Source organism: Humidesulfovibrio mexicanus (genome assembly GCF_900188225.1).
Lineage (GTDB): Bacteria > Desulfobacterota > Desulfovibrionia > Desulfovibrionales > Desulfovibrionaceae > Humidesulfovibrio > Humidesulfovibrio mexicanus.
In genome coordinates, this window is record NZ_FZOC01000005.1 from 190,631 (window position 1) to 212,289 (window position 21,659).

17 protein-coding genes are annotated in these 21,659 nt (G+C 65.5%); 5 read left to right on the forward strand and 12 right to left on the reverse strand.

Annotated features, from left to right (window positions below; genetic code table 11):
- From CHB73_RS12125 to panD, 3 genes are all read right to left on the reverse strand, one after another.
- A complete protein-coding gene (locus tag CHB73_RS12125) occupies nucleotides 1-1,836 on the reverse strand; it encodes a non-ribosomal peptide synthetase (protein ID WP_089274852.1) in 1,836 nt (611 codons plus the stop codon).
- A complete protein-coding gene (locus CHB73_RS12130; RefSeq protein ID WP_089274853.1) occupies nucleotides 1,836-2,666 on the reverse strand; it encodes a 4'-phosphopantetheinyl transferase family protein in 831 nt (276 codons plus the stop codon). Before CHB73_RS12130 ends, CHB73_RS12125 begins: the two co-directional genes overlap by 1 nt.
- A 78-nt stretch (nucleotides 2,667-2,744) precedes the next feature.
- Nucleotides 2,745-3,161, reverse strand: a complete 417-nt coding sequence (gene panD, locus CHB73_RS12135) for an aspartate 1-decarboxylase (protein ID WP_089274854.1) — start codon at nucleotides 3,159-3,161, stop codon at nucleotides 2,745-2,747.
- A 353-nt stretch (nucleotides 3,162-3,514) separates the two neighbouring features.
- On the opposite strand from panD, the gene CHB73_RS12140 reads away from it, so the two are divergent.
- Complete coding sequence (locus CHB73_RS12140; RefSeq protein ID WP_089274855.1) at nucleotides 3,515-5,623, forward strand: TonB-dependent receptor; 2,109 nt, start codon at nucleotides 3,515-3,517, stop codon at nucleotides 5,621-5,623.
- 87 nt (nucleotides 5,624-5,710) lie between these two features.
- Here the strand turns inward: CHB73_RS12140 and CHB73_RS12145 are convergent, their stop codons facing one another.
- The gene (locus tag CHB73_RS12145) at nucleotides 5,711-6,733 is read right to left on the reverse strand and encodes a helix-turn-helix transcriptional regulator (protein ID WP_089274856.1); all 1,023 of its coding nucleotides are present in this window, start codon (nucleotides 6,731-6,733) and stop codon (nucleotides 5,711-5,713) included.
- A gap of 227 nt (nucleotides 6,734-6,960) precedes the next feature.
- Between CHB73_RS12145 and CHB73_RS12150 the strand changes: the two genes are divergently transcribed.
- The 3 genes from CHB73_RS12150 to CHB73_RS12160 are packed head-to-tail and all read left to right on the forward strand — an operon-like array spanning nucleotide 6,961 to nucleotide 11,922.
- The gene (locus CHB73_RS12150; RefSeq protein WP_179217026.1) at nucleotides 6,961-8,760 is read left to right on the forward strand and encodes an ABC transporter ATP-binding protein; all 1,800 of its coding nucleotides are present in this window, start codon (nucleotides 6,961-6,963) and stop codon (nucleotides 8,758-8,760) included.
- Nucleotides 8,757-10,532, forward strand: a complete 1,776-nt coding sequence (locus tag CHB73_RS12155; RefSeq protein WP_089274858.1) for an ABC transporter ATP-binding protein — start codon at nucleotides 8,757-8,759, stop codon at nucleotides 10,530-10,532. The genes CHB73_RS12150 and CHB73_RS12155 overlap by 4 nt, the downstream gene beginning before the upstream one ends.
- A 22-nt stretch (nucleotides 10,533-10,554) precedes the next feature.
- Entirely contained in the window at nucleotides 10,555-11,922 is a 1,368-nt protein-coding gene (locus CHB73_RS12160; protein WP_089274859.1) for an MATE family efflux transporter, read from the forward strand.
- On the opposite strand, the gene CHB73_RS12165 is transcribed toward CHB73_RS12160, so the two are convergent.
- From CHB73_RS12165 to CHB73_RS12180, 4 genes are read right to left on the reverse strand one after another with little or no spacing between them, the layout of a single operon-like run.
- Entirely contained in the window at nucleotides 11,919-13,778 is a 1,860-nt protein-coding gene (locus CHB73_RS12165) for a polysaccharide biosynthesis protein (RefSeq protein WP_089274860.1), read from the reverse strand. The two genes, CHB73_RS12160 and CHB73_RS12165, sit on opposite strands and share 4 nt — an antisense overlap.
- Before the next feature lie 7 nt (nucleotides 13,779-13,785).
- Nucleotides 13,786-14,973 carry a DegT/DnrJ/EryC1/StrS family aminotransferase gene (locus CHB73_RS12170; RefSeq protein ID WP_089274861.1) on the reverse strand — a complete coding sequence of 396 codons (1,188 nt, stop codon included), beginning with the start codon at nucleotides 14,971-14,973 and terminating at the stop codon, nucleotides 13,786-13,788.
- 4 nt (nucleotides 14,974-14,977) lie between these two features.
- Nucleotides 14,978-15,604 carry an acetyltransferase gene (locus tag CHB73_RS12175; protein ID WP_089274862.1) on the reverse strand — a complete coding sequence of 209 codons (627 nt, stop codon included), beginning with the start codon at nucleotides 15,602-15,604 and terminating at the stop codon, nucleotides 14,978-14,980.
- A gap of 45 nt (nucleotides 15,605-15,649) precedes the next feature.
- The gene (locus CHB73_RS12180; protein WP_089274863.1) at nucleotides 15,650-16,171 is read right to left on the reverse strand and encodes a DegT/DnrJ/EryC1/StrS family aminotransferase; all 522 of its coding nucleotides are present in this window, start codon (nucleotides 16,169-16,171) and stop codon (nucleotides 15,650-15,652) included.
- 263 nt (nucleotides 16,172-16,434) lie between these two features.
- On the opposite strand from CHB73_RS12180, the gene CHB73_RS12185 reads away from it, so the two are divergent.
- Entirely contained in the window at nucleotides 16,435-17,235 is an 801-nt protein-coding gene (locus CHB73_RS12185) for a glycosyltransferase family 2 protein (RefSeq protein ID WP_089274864.1), read from the forward strand.
- Nucleotides 17,236-17,427: 192 nt separating this feature from the next.
- Here the strand turns inward: CHB73_RS12185 and CHB73_RS12190 are convergent, their stop codons facing one another.
- The 4 genes from CHB73_RS12190 to CHB73_RS12205 all read right to left on the reverse strand — a co-directional run bounded on the left by CHB73_RS12190 (nucleotide 17,428) and on the right by CHB73_RS12205 (nucleotide 21,654).
- Nucleotides 17,428-18,408, reverse strand: a complete 981-nt coding sequence (locus CHB73_RS12190; protein ID WP_089274865.1) for an NAD-dependent epimerase/dehydratase family protein — start codon at nucleotides 18,406-18,408, stop codon at nucleotides 17,428-17,430.
- Complete coding sequence (locus tag CHB73_RS12195; protein WP_089274866.1) at nucleotides 18,405-19,586, reverse strand: DegT/DnrJ/EryC1/StrS family aminotransferase; 1,182 nt, start codon at nucleotides 19,584-19,586, stop codon at nucleotides 18,405-18,407. The genes CHB73_RS12190 and CHB73_RS12195 overlap by 4 nt, the downstream gene beginning before the upstream one ends.
- Nucleotides 19,587-19,822: 236 nt before the next feature.
- Nucleotides 19,823-20,455 (reverse strand): sugar transferase, encoded by a 633-nt coding sequence (locus tag CHB73_RS12200; protein WP_089274867.1) that lies wholly within the window; start codon nucleotides 20,453-20,455, stop codon nucleotides 19,823-19,825.
- Nucleotides 20,452-21,654, reverse strand: coding sequence for a glycosyltransferase family 4 protein (locus CHB73_RS12205; protein WP_089274868.1), 1,203 nt, complete (start codon nucleotides 21,652-21,654; stop codon nucleotides 20,452-20,454). Before CHB73_RS12205 ends, CHB73_RS12200 begins: the two co-directional genes overlap by 4 nt.
- Nucleotides 21,655-21,659: the final 5 nt, after the last annotated feature.

Below are 21,659 nucleotides of genomic sequence, written 5' to 3' on the forward strand. Positions count from 1 at the left end.
TCAGATGTCCACTTCGTCGTAAGAGGTGGCAGCAGGGGCCGAGGTTTTGGACGCATCGGCCACGGAGACGAACAGCTCGACGCTTTCGGCTGTGCGGGACGAGTAGAACAGGTCCAGAGGCACCAGAACGCCTGTGGCGTCCCGGATGACCGTGATGAGGGCGGCTGCTTTGAGCGACGTGCCTCCATGGGCCAGGAAGGAATCCGTTTTCCGGAATCCGCCATCGCCCAAGATTCGCTGGAACAGGCCCAGCACCGTGCCTTGGTCTTGGTTCGGGGCCAGAAGGAGCGGCGGGGTCGGCAGGCGTTGCCTGTCCACCTTGCCGTTGGCGTTGACCGGCATTTCCGAGAGCAGGACGATGCACACGGGGAGCATGTAGCGAGGCAACCGTGCGGCCAGGAATTCGCGCAGGGAGGTCTCCGTCAGCCCGCTTTCCGGCTTTGGCGCCACGTAGGCCACCGGCTCGTGGAACCCGGACGGCACCGCCACATGGGCCATGGCCACCTGGGGCGCCTGCTCGATGACGGAGCATATCTCCCCGAGACTGACCCTGTAGCCGGAGATTTTGATCTGGTCGTCGAGCCTGCCGAGGATGGTCAGCCGCCCCTCGTCGTCGAGTCTGCCCATGTCGCCCGTTCGATAGAGCCTTTGGCCGGAGTGTTCGTGGTCCGCGACGAACGCTTGGGCCGTCAGGGCGTCGTCGTTCTTGTAGCCCATGGCCACAGTCGGCCCGCCCAGCACCACCTCGCCGGTTTCGCCAGCAGGCAGTGCCCGGCCCTGCCCATCGTGGATGCGCACGAAGGCTTCCCCGATTGCGTGGCCCACGGACAGGTGCGAACCATCGGGCGGAACCGCGCGCACCATATCCCTGGTGATGATTACAGTGGTCTCCGTAGGGCCGTAGCAGTGGTGGAAGCATTTTGGCGGGTCTGCCGCCAGCACGCTTTGCACGATCTCAAGGTTGGGCTTCTCTCCTCCCATGAACAGGGCCTCTAGCGGGGCGAATACGGACGGGTTCTGCAGAGCCAGCGCGTTGAACGCTGCCGTGGCCAGGAACATGGAGTCGACGGCGTTTCGCCCAAGGAAGGACCGCAGACGGGCCGCGTCCAGGATGTCCTCGGTGTCTCCACCGATGATGGTGCAGCCGTTCAGCAGGCTGCCCCAAACCTCGAACACCGTGGCGTCGAAGGTGAGCGCGGCGCAGAAGGCCACCTTGGCCCCAGGCCGAAGCGATTCCGGGCAGAAGTTGGCCGCGAAGTGCAGCACGTTGGCGTGGCTGACCATGACGCCCTTGGGCGTTCCCGTGGACCCGGACGTGTGCAGCACGTAGAGCACAAGCTCCTGGTCCGGCGTAGAAGGGGGCGCGAGCGACCGGGCTTCGTCCGGCGTGTTCACGTCCACGGGCAGGGTGGGCAGACCGCAAAAGCCAGTCCGTCGAGGCAGGTCCAAGGGGTGGGTCAGCACAAGGCCAGCTCCGCATCCGTCAAGGATGCCGCGGCTGCGGTGCTCGGGCCAGTCCGGAGCCAGGGGGACATAGGGTACCCCGGCCTTGGCTGCGGCCATAAAGGCTGTCACCACCTCTGGTGACCGTTCGAGCAGCACACCCACCGGACGGTGCTGGCAAAGCCCAAGATCGATCAGCTTGGCCGCAAGGACGCCGGAAATCCGGTCCAGATCCCGGTAGCTCAGGCATTTTCCGCCAAACAGGCAGGCCTCTGTGTCTGCGTGGCGTTCCACCATGCGTTGAAAACGCGTCAGCATGGTCTCGCCTGCGCGGGCTGCGGACGAAGACGTGTCGTGTCCGTTGTTGAGAAGGCTGTTGTGTGTGGCGCTCATCACTGGCGGCGCTCCATTGCTTCGGCGAATGATCGCCCGTTCGGCCCGCCGTTGGCAGGACGGGGCCTCCGTGTGCCGGTGGGGCGGGGTGCCAGCATATTTGCGTCGGCGCAGCGCGTCTGGATGTCCAGGACATCATTGACCAGCCCGATCCAGCCAACGGCCAGGGAGACGCCTGGTCTGAACGGAACGCTCCGTGCGCAGACAGAGGCGGGGGAACCGTCAGCGCACAGGACGCATCCACAGCGCGGGCAGACATGAAAGCTGCTGAACTCCCACGCCAGACCGCAGCCCAGAGCCTTTGCAGCGGCCTCCTTGCGCGTCCAGAGATCCAGAAAGCAGCTGCGCTTGTCTGTTGCGTCCCGCAGGCAGGCCTGTTCCGCAGGGTGGAGCGCTGCGTCCATGCCGTCCAGGTTCTTCGGTGCGCCCGCCTCAGTTTCCACGTCCACACCGCATGGACGGACGCGCGAGATGGCTACGGCCGCCACCGGCCAGGAGTGCGAAAGGCTGAAATGAATTGTGTCGCTGGCCACCGCGTTGGCGATCACGGGCTTGCCGTTTCCCTCGTGGGAGAATCTCCATTCACTCGGCGCGATCGCGGGGAAGTGTAGGCTAAGGGCCTGCCGCTTCAATGAATGGGCCGCACAATACAGCAAGGCGTCATCAAACCGCACGAACCGTGACATGCGCTGCCGCTCCTCTACGGAGAGCACAACCCACGCTGGGTAATCCCAGCCCGTGTCGTGCTGTGCTCCGCCTGCAGTCCTAGGGAATGTGACACCAGAAGCAATTGTGCTGGTGTAGATGGAGATTGTGTTGTCCAAAAGCATCGCGCTGCTGTGCCCTTTTGCGGCGGAAAGACCAGATGCTTTCCGCCGCGCTATTACATTGCGTTACGAAATAAAGAACTATTCTGCTGGCACCATGCTGAAGTGGAAATCGCCAGCATCATCCTTGTGAGCATCATACTTGAGAACATCGATAACCTTGTTGCCATCGCCGAAGATGAGGACGGTTGGCTTGACGGCGCATATGTCGTCAGGCGTGTTGACATACAACGATGCGCCGATGATCACTTCGTCGCCGATTTGGCAACGGCGGGCCGAAGCACCGTTAAGAACACAACATCCTGATCCTGGCTCACCGTAGATGACGTATGTTGAGGTTCGCTCTCCATTCGTCTTGTTCCAAATGTACACGTATTCGAGAGGGTAAATGCCAGCTTTTCTGCACAAGACAGGGTCAAGTGTTATGGAGCCTCTGTAGTTGAGGTTACTGTCGGTCACACGGATTCCGTGCAGCTTTGCGCGGATCATCTTGATCATTATGCGTCTCCTTTATGATTCGCAAAGTAGAGGAACATTGACTCGTACCAATTTGACACTATTCCGAGTGAGCGCAGCGAGTTACCCGGAAAGGGAGTATTGGTGCCCGATTTATGAAATTGAGTTTCATTTTCATTTCTGACGTGGTCGTTCGCGACAGAAATGGAGGCGGCGGGGGGGGCTGGGTTTTGGGAAGCGGGCAAGCGTTGCGAAAATGGCGGCTTGGGGTATCCAAGCTCCGTTTCCGGGGAGCAGTTTACGTTTGAAATGATGTTAACAATCAAATTCACTTGCGCCAGCGGAACTAGCACCGCATGGTCACCCTGAGATGACGAGGAGGAGTTGTGAAGAGTATGCCAAGAGTCCCCCGCATGAAGGCCGCCTTCGTGCTCATGGCTTCAGTGGCGCTGGCGGGCGTTGCCAGCGTGTCGGCCCACGCGGCGGATGCCGCCGCCCAAACAGCGTCGGCGAAGAAAGAGGATAAGACGTATTTGCTTGACTCGGTGAAGGTCTTCGCCAACAAGCGCGAGCAAAACGCCCAGGACACGCCCATCGCCATGACCATCATCGACGGCGAGAAGCTTGAGGACGCCGGGATCGAGACCTTGCAGGACGTATTCAATCGCATCCCGAACCTGTATTCCGGCAGCACGGTGGGCAACAACCAGTTCATGTCCTTCCGGGGCAAGGCGACCATGGGGTTTGTCGAGGCCAACCCGCTCATCGTTTACGTGGACGGCGTGCCCTTGGATTCCTTTCTGAACACCGATCCGAGCCTGCTGAACGTCGAGCGCATCGAGGTGCTTCGCGGCTCCCAGAGTGTCATGTACGGCAAAAGCAGCATGGGCGGTGTCATCAACATTATTTCCAAGAAACCCACCAACGAGCACCGGTACAACGCCTATACCTCCGTAGGCACGAACTGGACGCGTGAGGTGGGCGGCTTGGCCTCCGGCCCCATCGTCGAGGACAGGTTTTTCTACACTCTCTCCGCCCAGTACGACGGCAACGAAGGCTACATGCGCAACAGCAGGAGCGATGAGAGCAACTCCAAGGACACCGGCCGTGTGAAAGCCCAGCTGCGGTTTACGCCGAGCGACAGGCTGGAGATGGACTTCATGACGGAGTTCATGGCCGAGTACAAAGGCATGGAGCCCATGATCAAGGGCAACCGTGCAACCCTGAGCAGCGTGCTCAATCCCGACGACCGCACCATCAGCAACGCCCTGAGCTCGGCCTTCTCCCTGGGCTACGACATGGATTGGTCGCGCTTCGAGTCCGTCACCACCTTCCACAACGACGCCGTGGACTACACCCAGGACCTGACCTATCTGGGCCTGGGCCTCACGGATTCAGGCCGCAAGGTGCAGAAGACCGAGTACACTCAGGAGTTCCGCCTCAAGTCCCCGGAGTCTGAAAAGGGCATGAGCTGGCTCATGGGCGTGTACGGCAGCTACAAGGACCATGACCGGAAGAAGGTCTACTCCTACTTCCCGGCTTTCTTCATGTACACCAACTCGCCAAATGAGGAAAAGACAAAAGATTTCGCCATGTTCGGCCAGATGGGCATTCCGCTGTGGGACGAGAGCCTGGAGTTGTCCCCGGCCCTGCGCTTCCAGTACACGGACAAGAGCATCGACTTCAAGCACAGCACCGTCATCGGGGGCGTGGTGACTCCGGGCAACAGGGAACATACCAGCGACCACTGGACCGCAGTGCTCCCCCGTCTGACCCTCTCCAAGCGCTTTACGGATGCGTTCATGACCTATGCCAGCGTTGCCAAGGGTTACCAGCCCGGCGGCTTCAACTGGTCGAGCAGCAAGACCAACCCCAAAGACCACACCTTTGACGAGCAGACGTCCTGGGACTACGAACTGGGCTTGAAGAGCGACCTCTTCGACAAGCGGCTTACGGTGAACGCCAACGTTTTCTATTCCGACATCAAGGACCTGCAGACCATTACCTACGAGGCGGCAACCATGTCCTACCTGACGGACAACGCGGGCAAGGCGTACAGCGTGGGCGCGGAGCTCGACGTCACGGCCCGGCTGGCCCAGGGACTGGACCTGGAGCTCTCCGCAGCCTTCACCAGGGCCAAGTTTGCGGAGTACGCCGGCGTCAGCGCGGCGGGCAACTTCGATTACGCAGGCAACAGGGTTCCCCTCACTCCCGAGCACACCTTAAGCGCAGCGCTCCAGTACCGGCACGAGAGCGGCGTGTTCCTGCGCGGCGAGGTGCTGCACTACGGAAAGATGTACTGGGACGACGCCAACACCTCCACCCGCAACAATATGACCATAGCCAACGCCAAGGTTGGCTACGAGCTGGAGAATTGGAAGGCGTATGTCTACGGGAACAACGTTTTCGACGAGCGCTACATGACATATTACACTGCGGCGTCGGACATGGGCAGCGTGGGCGCTCCCAGCGCCTTCGGCTTCCGTGTGGAGGCCAGTTTCTAGACCCCCGGAACCATAAACCGCGCAGGGCGCAGGCTGGAATTTCAGCCTGCGCCCTGTCTGTCTTGGAACGGCCAGCCGCTTGGCGGGCTATGAAGGACTCTCCACACGATAGCCCTTGGCCACGGCGCCCGGCGTGACGCCGAAGTGTTTCTTGAAGGCGGAAATGAAGTGGCTTACGTTGGTGTAGCCCACGTCCCAGGCGCACTCGCTCACGTTCTTGCCGTCGTTGACCAGCGAGAGGTAGGCCGTCTTCACGCGCTGGCGCTGCAGGTGGCCGAAGACCGTGGTCCCAAAGGCCTGCTTGAACCCTCGCTTAAGCTTGAACTCGTTCATGCCCACCTCCCTGCACAGTTCCTGCATGGAGGGTGGGGTCACGATGTCATTTTCCATGCGCTGGCGAACGAGGTCCAGCTTGTGCAGGTCCTCCCGCGACAGGGGAGGCTGGTCGGCCTGGGCCTTGTCCTGCAGGTGGTCCAGGACGACGCACAGCATTTCCAGCCCGGCGCTGCACGCAAAGACCTTGAACAGCTCCGGGTTCAGCGAGGTGCGCAGCATCCTGTCCGCCAGGGCGACAGCCTGCGGTGGCGCAGGAAGGCTGTGGGCGTACAGTCCCCCTTCCTCCTGGAGGATGATGTTTCGCAAGGGGCCGGGCAGGCTGGCGATGAGCGGAGCGCCGTAGAGGTCGCGCAGGAACCTGGGGTCCACCATGAGCATGACGCTTGAATGGGACTGTTCTCCGCTGGAGATGGTCTCGCCGCAGCAGTTGGGCGCGTAGCCGATGTAGAGGTCGTTGTCGCGGATGTGGATTTCCTTGGCCGCAGCATGGGCAAACCGCACCACACCATGGCCGGAAAGCGAAATCGAGAGCACCATGGGCGATTTTTTGAAGGAAAAGGCCTTGGGCTTCGGGTCCGGAGCCACGTTGTCGGCCATGATGATGCTGAAGCCTGAGCGCAAGGAAAGCTCGCGAATGCCTTGCGAGTAGTTGCTGTGGGCTGTGTCCACCGTGCGCGTAAAGGACTCGTATTCGTTGGCGCTCAAACTTTCGAGCGCTTCGAAAAAGCTGCCGCTTCCCTTGGCGGGGAGGGCCATGTCTAGGATGCCGGTCACTGCAACCTCCGGGCGTTCTCGATGGAGGGAATACCCCTCCGTGTCAAAAAAATGATAACGAAATTCAAAATCAAACACAAGCCCGGCCCACTCTCTCGTTTGCGCTTCCGGGCAGCGATAATCCCTTTGTGGGTAGCGAAGTCGCCTCGCCTCGGAAATAGTGCCCAAACCAACCTCGCAGTCTACACCGTGGGGTGTGCCGAAATTTCTTCAAAAAGGTCCGCCACGTGCTGAACAACATCTCCCGCGTATTCCAGGAATCCGGGGTCAGGCCCACAGCCCTTGCGTTGGCTGCGGCCTGTGCCACGGCAAGCGCTCTGCTGGCCCTCGCGCCCGCCCTCGTTGCGTATCTGGCGCTCTCGGCATACGTGGCCGGGCAAGATGGCGTGCGCCTCTACGCCTTTCTGGCCTTGGCCGCCGTGGCAGCCATGGTCCTGCGCCATGCCCTTTCCCTGGCCGGTGGGCTTTTGAGCCACCGAGTGGGCAATTTCGTGGCCACCGCCCTGCGCGAGCGTCTCCTCGAAAGCCTGGGCCGCGCCGGGGCCTGGGGGCTCTCCCATATGTCCGCCGGGCGGGTGAAGAAAATCCTCTCGGAAGACATTAACCAGATCGACATGCTTGTGTCGCACCACCTGCCGGACTTGGTTTCCTCGGTGGCCGCGCCCCTGGTCATTGGCGCGGCTTTGCTCCTCCTGGACTGGCGCATGGCCCTGGCCGCTCTGGCGCCCTTGCCTCTGGCCCTCTGGCTGCAGGCCGGGTCGGCCCGCATCGCCCGGCGCGACGGGATCATGTCTGCCTACGGGACGGCCCAAGAGCGCATGAACAACAGCATCTCCGAGTTCGTCAAGGGTATGCCGGTGGTCAAGATTTATAACCGGGACATGAACGCCTGCGGGCGCCTGCGCGAGAGCGTGGCGGGCTTCCGACACGTGCAGGGCGCGCTGGTGCGCAAACTTAGCGGACGCTGGGGCGGTTTTGTGGCCCTGTTGGGCCTGAGCCATGTGCCCCTGGGCGTCCTCGGGCTCTGGCTGCACGGGCAGGGCCAGCTTCACATGGCGCAGTTGGTGCTGTTCCTCATGCTGGGGCCCATGGTGCTTGGCCCGTTGGTCAAGCTCACGCGCATCGGCGCGTTTTTGAGCCAGCTGGACATGATCATGGCCAACCTGGACTCCCTGTTGCTCCCCGGGGGCGGGGAGCGGGGGGGCGTCGCGGAGTATCTCGCCCCTGCGCAGGGCGGCCCGCCAGCCGACTCCAGCCTGTCCGCCACGGATCTCGGCTTCTCTTACGGCGGAGCGGAGGCGCTTTGCGGCGTGAATCTGGCCATTGCAGCGGGGAGCTTGGTCGCGGTGGTTGGCCCCAGCGGCAGTGGCAAGAGCACTCTGGCCGCGCTGCTGGCGGGGGTGGAGAAACCGTCCTGCGGATCGGTGCGCATCGGCGGCCGCGACGTCGCCACCATGAGCCAGGAGGAACTCTCTGCTACGGTGGCCGTGTTTTGGCAAGACGCCTTCATCTTCACCGGCACGGTGCGGGAGAACATTGCCCTGGGCAAGCCCCACGCCAGCCAGGAGGACATCGCCAGAGCCGCCGCCGTGGCCCGGTGCCACGAGCGGATTCTGGCTCTGCCGGATGGCTACGATACGGTCATAGGCGAGGGCGGGACGGTTCAACTCAGCGGGGGCGAGCGGCAACGTGTCGCCCTGGCTCGCTGCATTTTGCGCGACACTCCCGTGCTTATAATGGACGAGGCCACCTCGGCCATGGACGCCGAGAACGAGCGGCAGATCCAGCAGGCGCTCTCCGCAGCCGCGCGGGGCCGCACGGTGGTGGTCATCACGCACCGTGTGCAGAGCGTGGAGCGGGCGGATCACATCATCGTGCTCAAGGAAGGCCGCGTCAGCGGGCAGGGCAGGCACGAAGAACTCCTCCGGCGCGACCCCACCTACGCGGCCATGTGGGCCGCACATGGCGCCGCTAGGCGGTGGCGCATCAGCGGGCCTTTGACCCAGGGCGGAGAGGCCGCGGCATGAGCGTTTTCCAAGCCGTGCGCGCGGTGTTCCGCATCTCTCACGGGGCGAGAGGGTTCGTCCAGCCTTTGTCCATGACCGTGCTGGCCACGGTGGCCCTCGGCGTCACGTGCATGGCTGTGGCCTGGGTCGTCGGCCTGGGCTGGAGCCAGTGGGGGGTCGGGCCGTCGGCCCTCGTCTCTGGGCTGGTCGGCGTCGCCCTGGCCCACGTGCTGGCCTCCATACAGGCCCGCCTTCGTTCCACCCTCATGGCCTGCGACATGGTTGTCAGGGCGCGCATGGACCTCGGCGAACACCTGCGCCTCCTGCCCCTGTCCTTCTTCCGCAGCAGGGATCCCGGCTCGGTGACGGCCTATCTGCTACAGGACATGGTCAGCGTGGAGAACGTGTTCAGCCAGTTTTTTGTGGAACTGGCCGCCTCCGTGGTGCTGCCGCTGGCCTTCGCCTGTCTGCTGTTTCCCGCGGACTGGCGTCTGGCCCTGCCCCTGTGCCTGGTGTTCGCCGCTGCGCTTCCCGTGCTCGGGCTGGCGCGCCGCGCGGTGCGGGACTACGGGCGCAAACACCTGGAGTCCCGCAACCGGGTGCTTTTGCACATGATGGAGTATGTGTCCGGCGTCCGGGAACTCCGGTCGTGTCTGGCTGCAGGGCTGTGCTTCCGACCCCTTGCGGAGGCCCTCAGGAGGCAGCGGACCTCGCTCATGCGCTTCGAGCTCAGTTCCGTGGGACCTATTCTGGCCTATTGCGCCCTGCTGGACCTGGGCTTTTTGGCCATGCTCCTGTTGGGGTTGTGGCTTCTGGCCGCCGGGCGGCTCGATCTCGGCCTGTTCGCCCTCTTTCTCATCCTCGGCCAGCGTTTTTTCGATCCGTTGCGGGACCTCGGAGCCTTTTTCGCGGAGCTTAGGGGCATGGGCTCCGCCGCAGTGAGGATCACGGAGGTTTTGGACACGCCGCCTCTGCCCGTGGCTGTTCCCCGGGGCGAACCGCGCGGCCACGCGTTGGAGTTCCGAAACGTATGCTTTTCCTACGATGGCCGCACCCCGACGCTTGCGGACATCAGTTTCACCGTCGCCGAAGGAAGCGTCACGGCCTTGGCCGGGCCTTCTGGCGGGGGCAAGACCACCATGGCGAGCTTGGTGGCGCGATTCTGGGATGTGGAGGAGGGAGCCATCCTTCTGGGCGGAGCGGACATTCGCTCCCTGCCTTCGGAGGAACTACTGGGCAGGTTGTGCGTGGTGTTTCAGGACGTGCACCTCTTTCACGACACCGTGCTGGAGAACATCCGCATGGGCAGGCCCGGTGCCACCCGGCAGGAGGTAGTGGAGGCGGCCAGGGCCGCCTGCTGCCACGATTTCATCCTGCGTCTGCCGCAGGGCTACGACACGGTGGTGGGCGGCGTGAACAGCGGACTTTCCGGCGGGGAGCGACAGCGGTTGTCCATCGCCAGAGCCATGCTCAAGAACGCGCCCGTGGTGCTGCTGGACGAGGCCACCTCTTCCCTGGACCCGGAAAATGAGGCTGCCCTGCAACTGGCCCTGGGCAACCTGGTGCGGGGCAAGACCGTGTTGGTCATCGCCCACCGTTTGGCCACCATCCGCCATGCGGACCAGATCATCGTGCTGGGCGGGGGCCGCGTGGTTGAGCGGGGAACCCATGAGCAACTGATGGCGGCAGAGGGATTGTACCGCCGCCACTGGAACCTCCAGCACGAGGCGGAGGCCTGGCGGTTGTGCGCGGAGTGCTCCGCAAGTCCGGACGTGGCGGCCCTGGGATCATGAACCCTGCGGATGAGGGAGTGCGATGCTGACACAAAAGAAGAGTTTATCACGAGATATTGGTAGTATAGCCATTCTTACCGGGCCAATACTGGTGACGCAATACGCCCAGATCGCCAACGGTGTTGTGGACACCATCATGTGCGGTCGGCTGGGGGCCGAGGCCCTGGGCGCTGTGGGGCTCGGGGTGGCCGTGTGGGTGCCCATGCAGGCCTTTCTCATCGGCATTCTCTACGGGCTGTTGGTGGAACTGGCCCAGCTGTGCGGCGCAGGAAAAACCGGTGACATCACCAGCACCACCCAGCAGGCCTGCTGGTTGGGGCTGCTGCTTGCGGGGGGCATGGGCTTGGCCGTGTATTTCGCCGGGGCACGCTTGGGCGTTTTCGGCCTGCCGGAGGAACTGTTGCCCCTGGTGGCGGAGTACCTCGGCGGTCTGGCCTGGGCCTTCCCCTTCTGCGGGCTCTTCTACAGCCTGCGTTTTTACTGCGAGGGCCAGGGAGCGCCGAAGATCGTCACCGTTATCGCCTTGGGCGCGGTGGCCAGCAACATCGCGTTGAACTCCGTGCTCATGTTCGGAGCGCTGGGTTTTCCGGCCCTGGGAATCAGGGGGTGCGGCTTGGCCACCGGCCTGTGCTGGGTGCTGAGCCTGCTGGCCGCAATGGCCTACGTGTCCCTGGCGCGGCGCTTCGCAGGGAACCGGCTGTTCGCGCGTTTGCACGCGCCGAGCCTGGCCGCCATCGTCCGGCTGTTCCGCACCGGGCTCCCCATCGGGGTTGCCTTTCTCTCCGAGTACCTGGTTATGGCTTGCATCGCCCTCATGATCGCCCGGCAGGGAACAGTGGCCGTGGCCAGCCATCAGATCACCTACAACCTCTCGCTGGTGCTCTTCACCCTGCCCGTGGCCCTGTCCATCGCCATCAGCATCCTGGTGGGCCAGGCGCGGGGCGCGCAGGACGCCGAGCGCGAGCGCCGCGTGGTTGGCGCGGGTCTGCTTCTGTCCTCGGGCGTGGGGCTGGCGCTGACGGCGGCGCTGCTGGCCCTCTCGCAGTGGTTGCCTTCCCTCTATACCGACGATCCAGGCGTCCTTGCCCTGACTCGTGCGCTTTTGACCATCGCGGCATTTTTCCAACTCGCCGACTCGATCCAGGTGGGGCTCTCCGGCGCCCTGCGCGGCATCCACGACACCACTGTCCCGCTGATCCTTTCGTCGCTTTGCTACTGGGGGGTGGGCATCCCCCTTGGCTATGCTCTGTCCGGGGAGGCCTCGGCCCTGTTCGGGGAGATGCCGCAAATGGGGGTCATGGGCTGGTGGGTGGGGCTCATTGCGGCCATCACCCTGGCGGCGATGCTGCTTGGGGTACGCGTGCGCAGAAGCTTCTGGAAGGCCGTCTAGGGCTGGTATTCGGGCACGATGCGCCGCAGCAGCGCGCGGATTGCGGCTGCGTCGCGGTTGCGGGCGGCCTGCTCCAGGCGGTGAAGGGTATCGTCGTCGGGCGGCGGCGGGGGGCTTGCGGCGCGCAGGGTGAGGATCTTGTCGTTCCCGGTGGGCGCGACCTCCTCGCCTGGGCCGATGAGTTCCTCGCGCAGTTTCTCGCCAGGCCGGAGGCCGGTGAAGGTGATGGGCGTCTCGTCGGGGTCCCGGCCGCTCAGCCGGATCATGTCGCGCGCAAGGTCCACGATGCGCACGGGCTGGCCCATGTGCAGCACATAGATGCCGCCGCAAGGCTGGCGGTTTTGGTCCCGGTGCGCACCGTCCATGGCCGCCGCTTGCAGAATGAGCTGGCAGGCCTCGTGGATGCTCATGAAGAAGCGCTCCATGTCCGGATGGGTGACGGTCACCGGTCCGCCCGCCTCGATCTGCGCGCGGAACAGCGGCGCGACCGAGCCGGAGGAGCCCACCACGTTGCCGAAGCGCACGGCGCAGAAGCGCGTGGGGCCGCTGGAGTAGCGGGCCATAAGCAGTTCGGTGACGCGCTTGCTGGCCCCCATGACGCTGGCCGGATTCACGGCCTTGTCCGTGGAGACGGTGACGAAGCGTGCCGCGCGATGGCGCACGGCGGCCTCCATGAGCTCGCGTGTGCCCAAGATGTTGTTGGTGACGGCGGCCCAGGGGTTTTCTTCCAGCATGGGCACATGCTTGTAGGCTGCGGCGTGCAGCACCAGCGATGGCTTGTGCTCCGCGAAGACCCCGTCGACAAGGGCGTTGTCGGCCACGCTGCCCAGCACCCGCGCGCAGGCGCGAAAACCGGATTTGGCGAGGGCGCGGTCGATGGCGTAGAGGGTGTATTCGCTGGCGTCCAAGAGCACGAGCAGGCGTGGGCCAAGGCGCGCCACCTGCCTGCACAGCTCCGAGCCGATTGAGCCGCCGCAGCCGGTGACCAGCACCACCTGCCCGGAGATGAGGGCGGCCACGCCCTCAAGGTCAAGCCGGGCCTCGCCACGGCCCAGCAAATCCTGGTAGTCCAGCGGGCGCGGAGCCAGCACGGCGCTGCCGTCCAGCAGGGCGCTCATGGCGGGCAGGATGCGGTGCGGCAGGCCGGAGGCCGCGCAGGCCGCCACCATGCTGCGCATCTCTGCGGCGCTGGCGTGCGACACCGCGATGAGGAGCTCCTCGGCCCCATGTTCGCGGGCCAGGCGGGCGCAGTCCACAACTTTGCCCAGCACCTCGCGGCCATGCAGGGCGCGCCCCTGTTTGTCCGGATCGTCGTCCAGAAAGCCCAGCACGTTGAAATTGAGGGCCGGATTGTCCGCCACTTCGCGCAGCAGCCGCTCGCCCAGGCTGCCCGCGCCCATGACCAGCACACGCCGGGCCGGGCCGCTTGGGAGGTTTCTGGCGGGTTTGCCCCCGCCGGAGAGGGCTATGCGGATGCCAAGGCGCAGGCCTCCGGTCAGAAGCAGGGTCAGGGCGCAATCCAGAAGCAGCACCGCGCGGGAGAAGCCCGCGAACCCGTAGCGGAAGGCCACCACGGACACCAGCAGGGCGGAGGAGAGCAGCACGGCCTCGCCCAGGCGGCGGAAGTCGGCCAGGCTGGTGTAGCGCCACATGCCCCGGTACAGGCCCAGGGCCAGGAACACGCACAGCTTGAGGGGCAGGGCGATGAGCAGCATGACCGCCAGCTGCGCGGCGTAGGCCTCGGGCAGGCGGAACTCGAAGCGCAGCAGGTAGCTTGCGGAAAGCGCCAGGGCGAAGCATGCGGCTTCCGCCCCGAGCATGAGATAGAAGTGCCGGTTCCTGGGGTTGCAGAGCATGGCCGGGCTATCCCTGTGCCTTGGCGCGGCGTCCGGTTTCCGCGATGATCCCGGCCACGCGCTCCACGTCGGCGCGTTCCATGGCCGTGCCCGAAGGCAGGCACAGGCCGCGCCGGAACAGCCCCTCGGCCACAGCGCCGCCGAACATGCGGCGGCCCGCGAACACCGGCTGCAGGTGCATGGGCTTCCACAGGGGCCGCGATTCGATGTTGTGGGCCTCCAGCGCCAGGCGCACGGCCTCCGGCCCGGCCCCGAACTCGTCCTCGTCCAGCAGCATCACCGTGAGCCAGCGGTTGGCGCGGCCCGTGGCGGCCTCGGGCATGAAGGCGATGCCGGGCAGGCCGCCCAGGAGTTCCCGGTACCAGCCGAAGATGCGCCGCCGCTTGGCCACGCGGGCCTCCACGAGCTCCAGCTGGCCCAGGCCGATGGCCGCCAGGATGTTGCTCAGGCGGTAGTTGTAGCCAAGCTCTGCGTGCTCGTAGTGCGCGGCGGGCTCGCGGGCCTGCTGCGACAGCTTGCGCGCGTGGGCCACCAACCCCGCATCGGCAGAGGCCAGCATCCCCCCGCCGGAGGTGGTCAAAATCTTGTTGCCGTTGAAGGAGAAGATGCTTGCGGCCAGCCCCGGCCAGGCCCCGGCATGGCGGGAGCCGTCGCCCGCGCCATGGCCCTCGCCAAAGCGCGCGCCCACGCTTTCGGCGCAGTCGGCCACCACCGGGACCGCGAAGGGCGCGCAGACTTCCAGCAGCCGGGCGTAGTCGGCGCACTGGCCGTAAAGGTCCGTGGGGATCACGGCGGCCACCCGGCGGCCTTGGGCGGCGAAGTGGTCCAGGGCCCGGGCCAGCAGATCCGGGTCCATGTTCCAGGTGGCGGGGTCGCTGTCCACGAAGGCCGGCTCCGCGCCGAGCTGCGCGGCAGGGCCCACGGAGCCGATGAAGGTGAGGCTTGCGGCCAGCACCACATCGCCGGGCTTCACTCCCAGGCAGCGCAGGGCCAGGTGCATGGCCGCCGTGCCGCTGCTGACGGCCAGGCAGTGGGGTATGCCCGTGTACCCGGAAAAATCCGCCTCGAAGGCGTCCACCTGCGGTCCCAGGGGCGCGATGTAGTTGCTGGCGAAGGCCGCGGCCACGCGCGCCCGTTCGCCGCCGCCCATATGCGGCGGGGACAGGAACAGCCGGGGCTGGCCAGGGTCCGTCATGGCCTTAGAGCGGCCGGGCCGGGACGCCGCCCACGCAGGCGCGCTCGGGTACGTCCTGGGTAACGGCAGCGCCTGCGCCGACGGTGCTCCACGCGCCGATGGCCACGCCCTGCACCGCGCAGGCGCCGATGCCCACCAGGGCGCCCTCGCCCACGTGCACCCCGCCGGCCAGGTGCGCGCCGGGGGCCACATGGGCATGGGGGCCGAGCACGCAGTGGTGGTCGATGCTGGCCCCGGTGTTCAGGACGGCGTTTTCGCCGATGCGCGCGCCAGGGTTGGCGATGGCCCCTGCGGCCAGCACCGCGCCTTCGCCAACGATCACGTCCGGCGCAAGGATGGCCGAGGGGTGGATGGCCGTGACGAAGTGCTTGCGGGCCTTGGCCAGCTCCGCGTACACGCGGGCCCGGGCGGCGTTGTCGCCTATGCCCAGGGCCACGCAGTCGTGCGGAACGGACGACAGGTCGGCAAGCGTGCCGAGCACCGGCAGGCCCAGGATCCGTGTCCCGGCCAGGGCGGGGTCGTCGTCCAGAAAGCCCACCAGCTCCATTTCGCGGCCCTTGGTCCACATTTGGAACAGGATGTCCGCCACCACTTGGCCGTGTCCGCTTGCGCCCAGCACAACGATCTTCATGCATGCCTCCGGCGGATGGTCCGCCGCGTTGGTTTGACCTTTAGACTATAAAGGAAAGCAAAGCCCGGCGTCTACATGCCAGCTGCCGATTCCAGTCGTTCGAAACCAGCTCCGGGGACTGGGGACGCAGCTCCTGCTGCCTGGGCTCCCATTGCTTTTTTGGGGGTGCATTTCGGGCAAAAGTCGGGGTCGAAGCGCAGCGCCATCTGCAGCGGTGTTCAGGGTGATGGGGTCGATGTCGGCCAGCACGGGGTTTCCGCCCGCGTGCAGGATGGCGTTCACCGTGGCGCAGAAGGTGAGCGGGGTGGTGATGACCTCGTCGCCGGGCTTGAGGTTCAGGGCCACCATGGCCAGGTGCAGGGCCGCCGTGCAGGAGTGCAGGGCCACGGCGGCGGGAACGCCCTTGTACGCGGCGAAGTCGCGCTCGAATTGCGCCGTGCGCGGCCCGGTGCCGATCCAGCGGCTTTTCAGGCAGGACACCACCTCGTCGATCTCGGCCTGCTCAATGGCGGGCGAACCGAAGACGAGGAAATTCTCCTTGGTGCGGACGGGAGGGCGCTCGGACATTGTGCCTTTCTCTTGGGGCTGCGTGCCGGAAGGCGGACGTTTACCGCCCGTGCGGCGTATCTTTCAATCGTATCAGATGCGGGGCGGATGTTCAATCATGAGTCGGATGCCTGGCCAAGGCGGGCGGTTGATCCATGGAAGGGGGGCGTGACGCGCTGGCCGTACGCGCGCAATGTTTCGGCTCCTTGACCGGCCAGTCGGCGTAGAGTAGAAGCCAGACCGCGACAAACGCCTCGACCAACCCTGCAACCAAGTGAGTGCGGATGCCCCTGACAGCGGCCCCACGCAAGGCCTCCCGAACAGTCGGCCTCGTCCTCACCTACAATGGTGAGCGCCTGTTGGCGCGTTGTCTGGCTTCGCTGGCCTTCTGCGAGCATGTCCTCGTGGTGGATTCACAGAGCACGGACGAAACCGTGGCCATCGCCCGCGCCGCCGGGGCGGAGGTGCTTCAGCGCCGCTGGGAGGGACCGGGGCCGCAGTTCCGGTTCGCCCTGGAACACATCCGGGCTATGGAACCCCAGGTGGACTGGGTGGTGAGCCTGGACCAGGACGAGTGGCTGAGTGAGGAGCTCGCCGCGAACATCCAGAAGGCCACAGCGTCGGATACGGCCAACGCCGGGTTCTGGATGGCGCGATCGTCCTATTATTTCACCGGGTTCATGCGCCATGGCGGGTGGTATCCGGACCGGCTTCTGCGGCTGTTCCGCCCCGGCGGCATGGAGATCCGCGTGAGCGGCGCGCATGAAAGCTTTAATCCGCTGGGCTCCACGGGGCAGCTGGACGGCGACATCATCCATTATCCCTACCGCAATTTTCGCGAGCACCTGGACAAGATCAATTCCTATGCCCAGCAGGGCGCAGACGATTTGCGCCGCAACGGTCGTAAGGGAGGCGTGCTGGCTGGCGTCGTGCATGGGCTCGGCCGCTTCGTCAAGCTCTACATACTCAAGCTGGGCCTGTTGGACGGTCGTGCCGGGTTCATCAACGCCGTTCACGGAGCGTTCTACGCCTTCCTCAAGTATGTACGCGCCGCAGGACCGGAGACGTGGGGCCCGGACTCGTGACGCCCGCCGTGGCCGTGCGTGGCCTGGCGTCCTGAAGTGCCTTCATTGATTGCGGCGCAGCCGGGCGAGCCGGAGGAAGCGGCGCAAGCCCGAACCCGGAGGCCGCGTCCCGCCAGTCGCTCCGTCAACTTGGCTTGGCCTGTTCCCGTTGCCGCGGCTTCTTCGTGAGTGCCGCCGGATCGAGCGGCACAATCAAATGTAGTGCTTCAGCTCCGTGGTGTAGTAGGCCACGGTTCTGGAGAGCCCCTCTTCAAGCGAAATGCGTGGCATCCAGCCAAGTTCCTTCCGTATGCGCGTGTCGTCGGAATAGTAGTCGCCGATGTCGATTTTTTTGCGTTCATCCGGAAACTGGCGGAGCGCATACTCGCCGCGTCCGCCATTGGCCTCAATGAGCAACTTGGCAAGGTGCAGCAGGGAGACGTTCTTCTCCCCGCCGATGTTGTAGATCTTGCCTATTGCCTTGTCATCTTGCGCGACGAGCAGCAGGGCGTCCACACAGTCATCCACGTAGGTGAAATCGCGCAGCTGTTCGCCGCCCCACACTTCGAAGGGCTTGCCTTCCAGCAGCAGCCGGAGCCAAATGCCCACAAAGGTTTGGCGGGCATCCTTGACGCGCATGCGCGGCCCGTAGGTATTGGTAAGGCGGAGAACCGTTGAGGGGATGCCGTATACGTCTCCGTAGAGCAGGTGGTAGCTTTCGCCCGCGACCTTGTTGATTCCGTTGACATCCACGGGACGGATCGGATGGTTCTCGTCCACGGGCAGATACTGGGGGCGGCCGTAGACCTGCCGCGTTCCGGCGAAAACGATGCGGATGGCGGGGTTGTATTGGCGGCAGGCTTCCAGGATGGAGAGTTGGGCGTGCGCGTTGATTTCGAGGTCCGTGAACGGCATGGTCATGGAATCCATGTGGCTGGTCTGTCCGGCGAGGTTGAACAGATAGTCCTTGGATTGGATGAGGTAGCGCATGGCATGGGGGTCGCGGACATCTGAGATGTTCAGGTGGCATAAGCCGTGCACGGATGCCAAATTGCGGAGATTGCCGCCATATTCCGGGATGAGGCTGTCCACGATGGTGACGTTCGCCCCTGCCCCTATGAGCCGGATTGCGAGGTTGGAGCCGATGAAGCCGGCACCGCCGGTGATCAGGACATTGGCATTGGCGAAGCTCATGACGACTGCTCCTTGTCCCAGGCCAGAAGGGCGTGTGCAACGCGTTCCACGTCCGCCTGAATAAGTTGCGGGAACATGGGCAGGCTGAGAAGCTCGGGGACCACACGCTCCGTGATGGGCAGGCCGTCGGGTGCGATGATGACACGCCCGGCGTATGCGGGTTGGGAATGCACCGCTTGGGGGTAATGCACGGCGGTGCCCACTCCCCGCTCGTGCAGAAATGCTGCGAGGGCATCCCGCCGTTTGCTTCGGAGAACGTACAGGTGGAAGGCGTGCTCCACTTCCGGTTTGGCGACTGGCGGCGTGATGGTGGCCCTGCTGATCAGGGCGTCGTAGCGTGCGGCGATGGAGCGGCGGGCGGCGTTGTCCGCGTCAAGGTGGCGGAGGTTTATGTCCAGAAACGCTGCCTGCAAGGGGTCCATGCGCGAGTTGATGCCCGGAATGGCGCTGACATAGCGCTGCTTCCAGCCGTATTGCCGCAGCGCCCGCATCTCTGCGGCGAGCGCTGAATCCCCGGTGTAGACGGCCCCGGCGTCGCCAATGGCGCCGAGGTTCTTGGTCGGGTAAAAGCTGAATGTGCCCGCAATGCCCAGAGTGCCGACCCTCTTGCCGCGGTAGGCCGCGCCATGGGCCTGCGCGCAGTCCTCGATGATCCGCATCCCGTGGCGTTCCCCGATGCCCATGATGGCGTCCAGATCGCAAGGGTGCCCGTAGAGATGCACGGGGATGACGGCCATGGGGGCGAGGTCGGGCCGTTCCGCGGCCACCATGTTTACGGCGGCTTCGAGCGAACCCGGCGACATCGTGTAGGACGCTTCGTCAATGTCCACCAGAATGGGGACGCAGCCAGCGCGTTCAATGGCCGCGACCGTGGCCACCGCCGTGTGCGAAACCGTGAAAACGGCCGGCAGCTTGCCCGACGGCACGGGGAACAGGCCTTGCAGCGCGCGCAAAGCGATCTCGATGGCGTCCGTTCCGTTGGCGACCCCGATGCAATCCCCCGCAGCGCAGGAGGCGTCGGCAAGCCACTCGGCAAAGCGCCGCTCGAAGGTTTCAACTTCGGGGCCGAGAATATATTGGCCGCTGCCGATCACCCGGGAAAAGGCCTCGTCGTATTCGTGCTTGCGCGCCTGGAACGCGGCGCCGGGATTTGCAAAGGGGATAAATGCGTTTTTCATTGTGCTGCCTGGTTGTTCCGTGCTGGTGTCGTTCTGCCCGAATGCGCGGGCGCGTGCAGTGGCCGCACTCGTGATTTTGCGGCATTCCGCAAGCGGGGGCGCGTCTGTTCAGAAACGCCGCAACCCGTTGTCCGGCCCTCCGCATCCCGTGCGCGGCCTTGCGGACCGTGCGGGGCATCCATTGGCCCGGATTGTCGGATTTTATTCCGCATGGGTACCACAAGCCGCGTGGATGTTCAATCGCGGCCGCTCTGGCCCTTGCGGGGTGCCGGGGCCTGGGCGGAAGGGGGGGCGCCCGTGCCCGTGAACGCGCTCATGGTGGCCTGTCCCGGGGCCGAGACGCCCCGGCCCGAGAGCACCGCCAGGACCGTGCGGCCCAGGATGCGCAGGTCAAGCCCCAGGCTGCGGTTGTCCACATACCACACGTCCAGGGCCAGGCGCTCCTCCCAGGACAGGGCGTTGCGGCCGCGCACCTGGGCGAGCCCGGTGATGCCGGGGCGAACCTCGTGCCTGCGGGCCTGCTCCGGGCTGTAGCGCGGCAGATACTCCATCAGAAGCGGCCGGGGGCCGACAAGGCTCATGTCGCCGCGCGCCACGTTCCACAGCTCTGGCAACTCGTCGAGGGAGGTTCTGCGCAGCAGCCGCCCCAGCGGGGTGAGGCGCTCCGCGTCCGGGCCGGGGCCGTGGCGCATGGTGCGGAATTTGAGGATGGTGAAGGGCTTGGCGTCGAGTCCGGGGCGCGTCTGGCGGAAAATGACCCCCGGTCCCAGGCCCAGGCGCACGAGCAGGGCGACCAGGAGCATGAGCGGCGCGGCAAGGACCAGCCCCGGCAGGACAAGGGCTAGGTCCAGCAGCCGCTTGGCGGTCATCGGGCCTCGGCCGGGGCCGTGTTCTCCGGCAGGGGCAGGGCGGCGAGCATGTCGGCCGTCACGCGGCGCGCGTCGAAGCGCTCCTCGGCCAGTTTGCGCGCGGCCGCGCCCTGCTGGGCGATGAGCTCGGGCTCCAGCACGTAGCGTTCCATGGCCCGCATGAGCGCGCCGGGCTCGAACGGCGGCACCAGAAAGCCCGTCACTCCGTCCTCAACGGTCTGGCGGCAGCCGGGCACATCGGTGGTGACCACGGGCCGGGCCATGGCCATGGCCTCCAGGCTGGAGCGCGGCGCGCCCTCCCTGTAGCTGGGCAGCACAAAGACGCTGGTGGCGGCAAGCACGGGGCGGATGTCCTCCACCGGCTCCAGAATCTCCACCACGCGGTCCTCGCGCCAGCGGCGCAACATCTCCGGGGCCACGGCGTCGGGCACGGCGTCCTGCGGGCCGATGAGGCGGCAGACAACGTGCGGGTGCCTGCGCTTGAGCATCCGGCAGGCCTCCACGAACACGCCTACGCCCTTGGCCCACAACAGCCGGGCCACGCAGGTGAATACCGGCGTTTGGCCCGCTTCCGCGGCAACGGGCGGGGCCGGGGCGAAATGGTCCAGGTCCACGCCGCTGCCGCCCACCACGGCCACGCGCTGGCCGGGCGAGAGGATGCCCAGGCGCTGGAACAGGTCGCGGTCGTCCGGGTTCTGGAAGATGACGGCGCGGTTCTTCGCAAGAGCCTTGGCGTACAGGCGGGTCACCAGCTCGGTGAGGCAGCGGCGGCCCATGGTTTGCGGTCGGCCGGGAAAGTCCTGCGCCAGCGTGTCGGAAAGCCCGCCAAAGGCGTAGCCCAGGCCGGTGATGAGCGAAGCCGTGTGCGGCACCTTGGCCCAGCGCGCCGCCAGCGAGCCATAGAGCACCGGCTTGATGGCGTAGGGCAGCACAAGGTCCGGCCGGAGGGTGCGGAAATGGTCGCGCAGGGCGAGCAGGCTGTGCAGGTCGCGCAGGGGGTTCCGGCCGCCGCGTTCCAGCGGATAGGCCATGAGCCCGACGCCCAGGCCGCGCAGGGCGGCCCTTGTGGCCGCGCCGCCGCCGGGTTCGGGCGGGGCCAGGGCGAGGACCTCGTGCCCGCGCGCCACAAGCGCGGCCAGCAGCGGGGCGCGGAAGTTCACCAGGGACGGGGCGTGAGCCGTGACGACGACGATGCGCATGGACG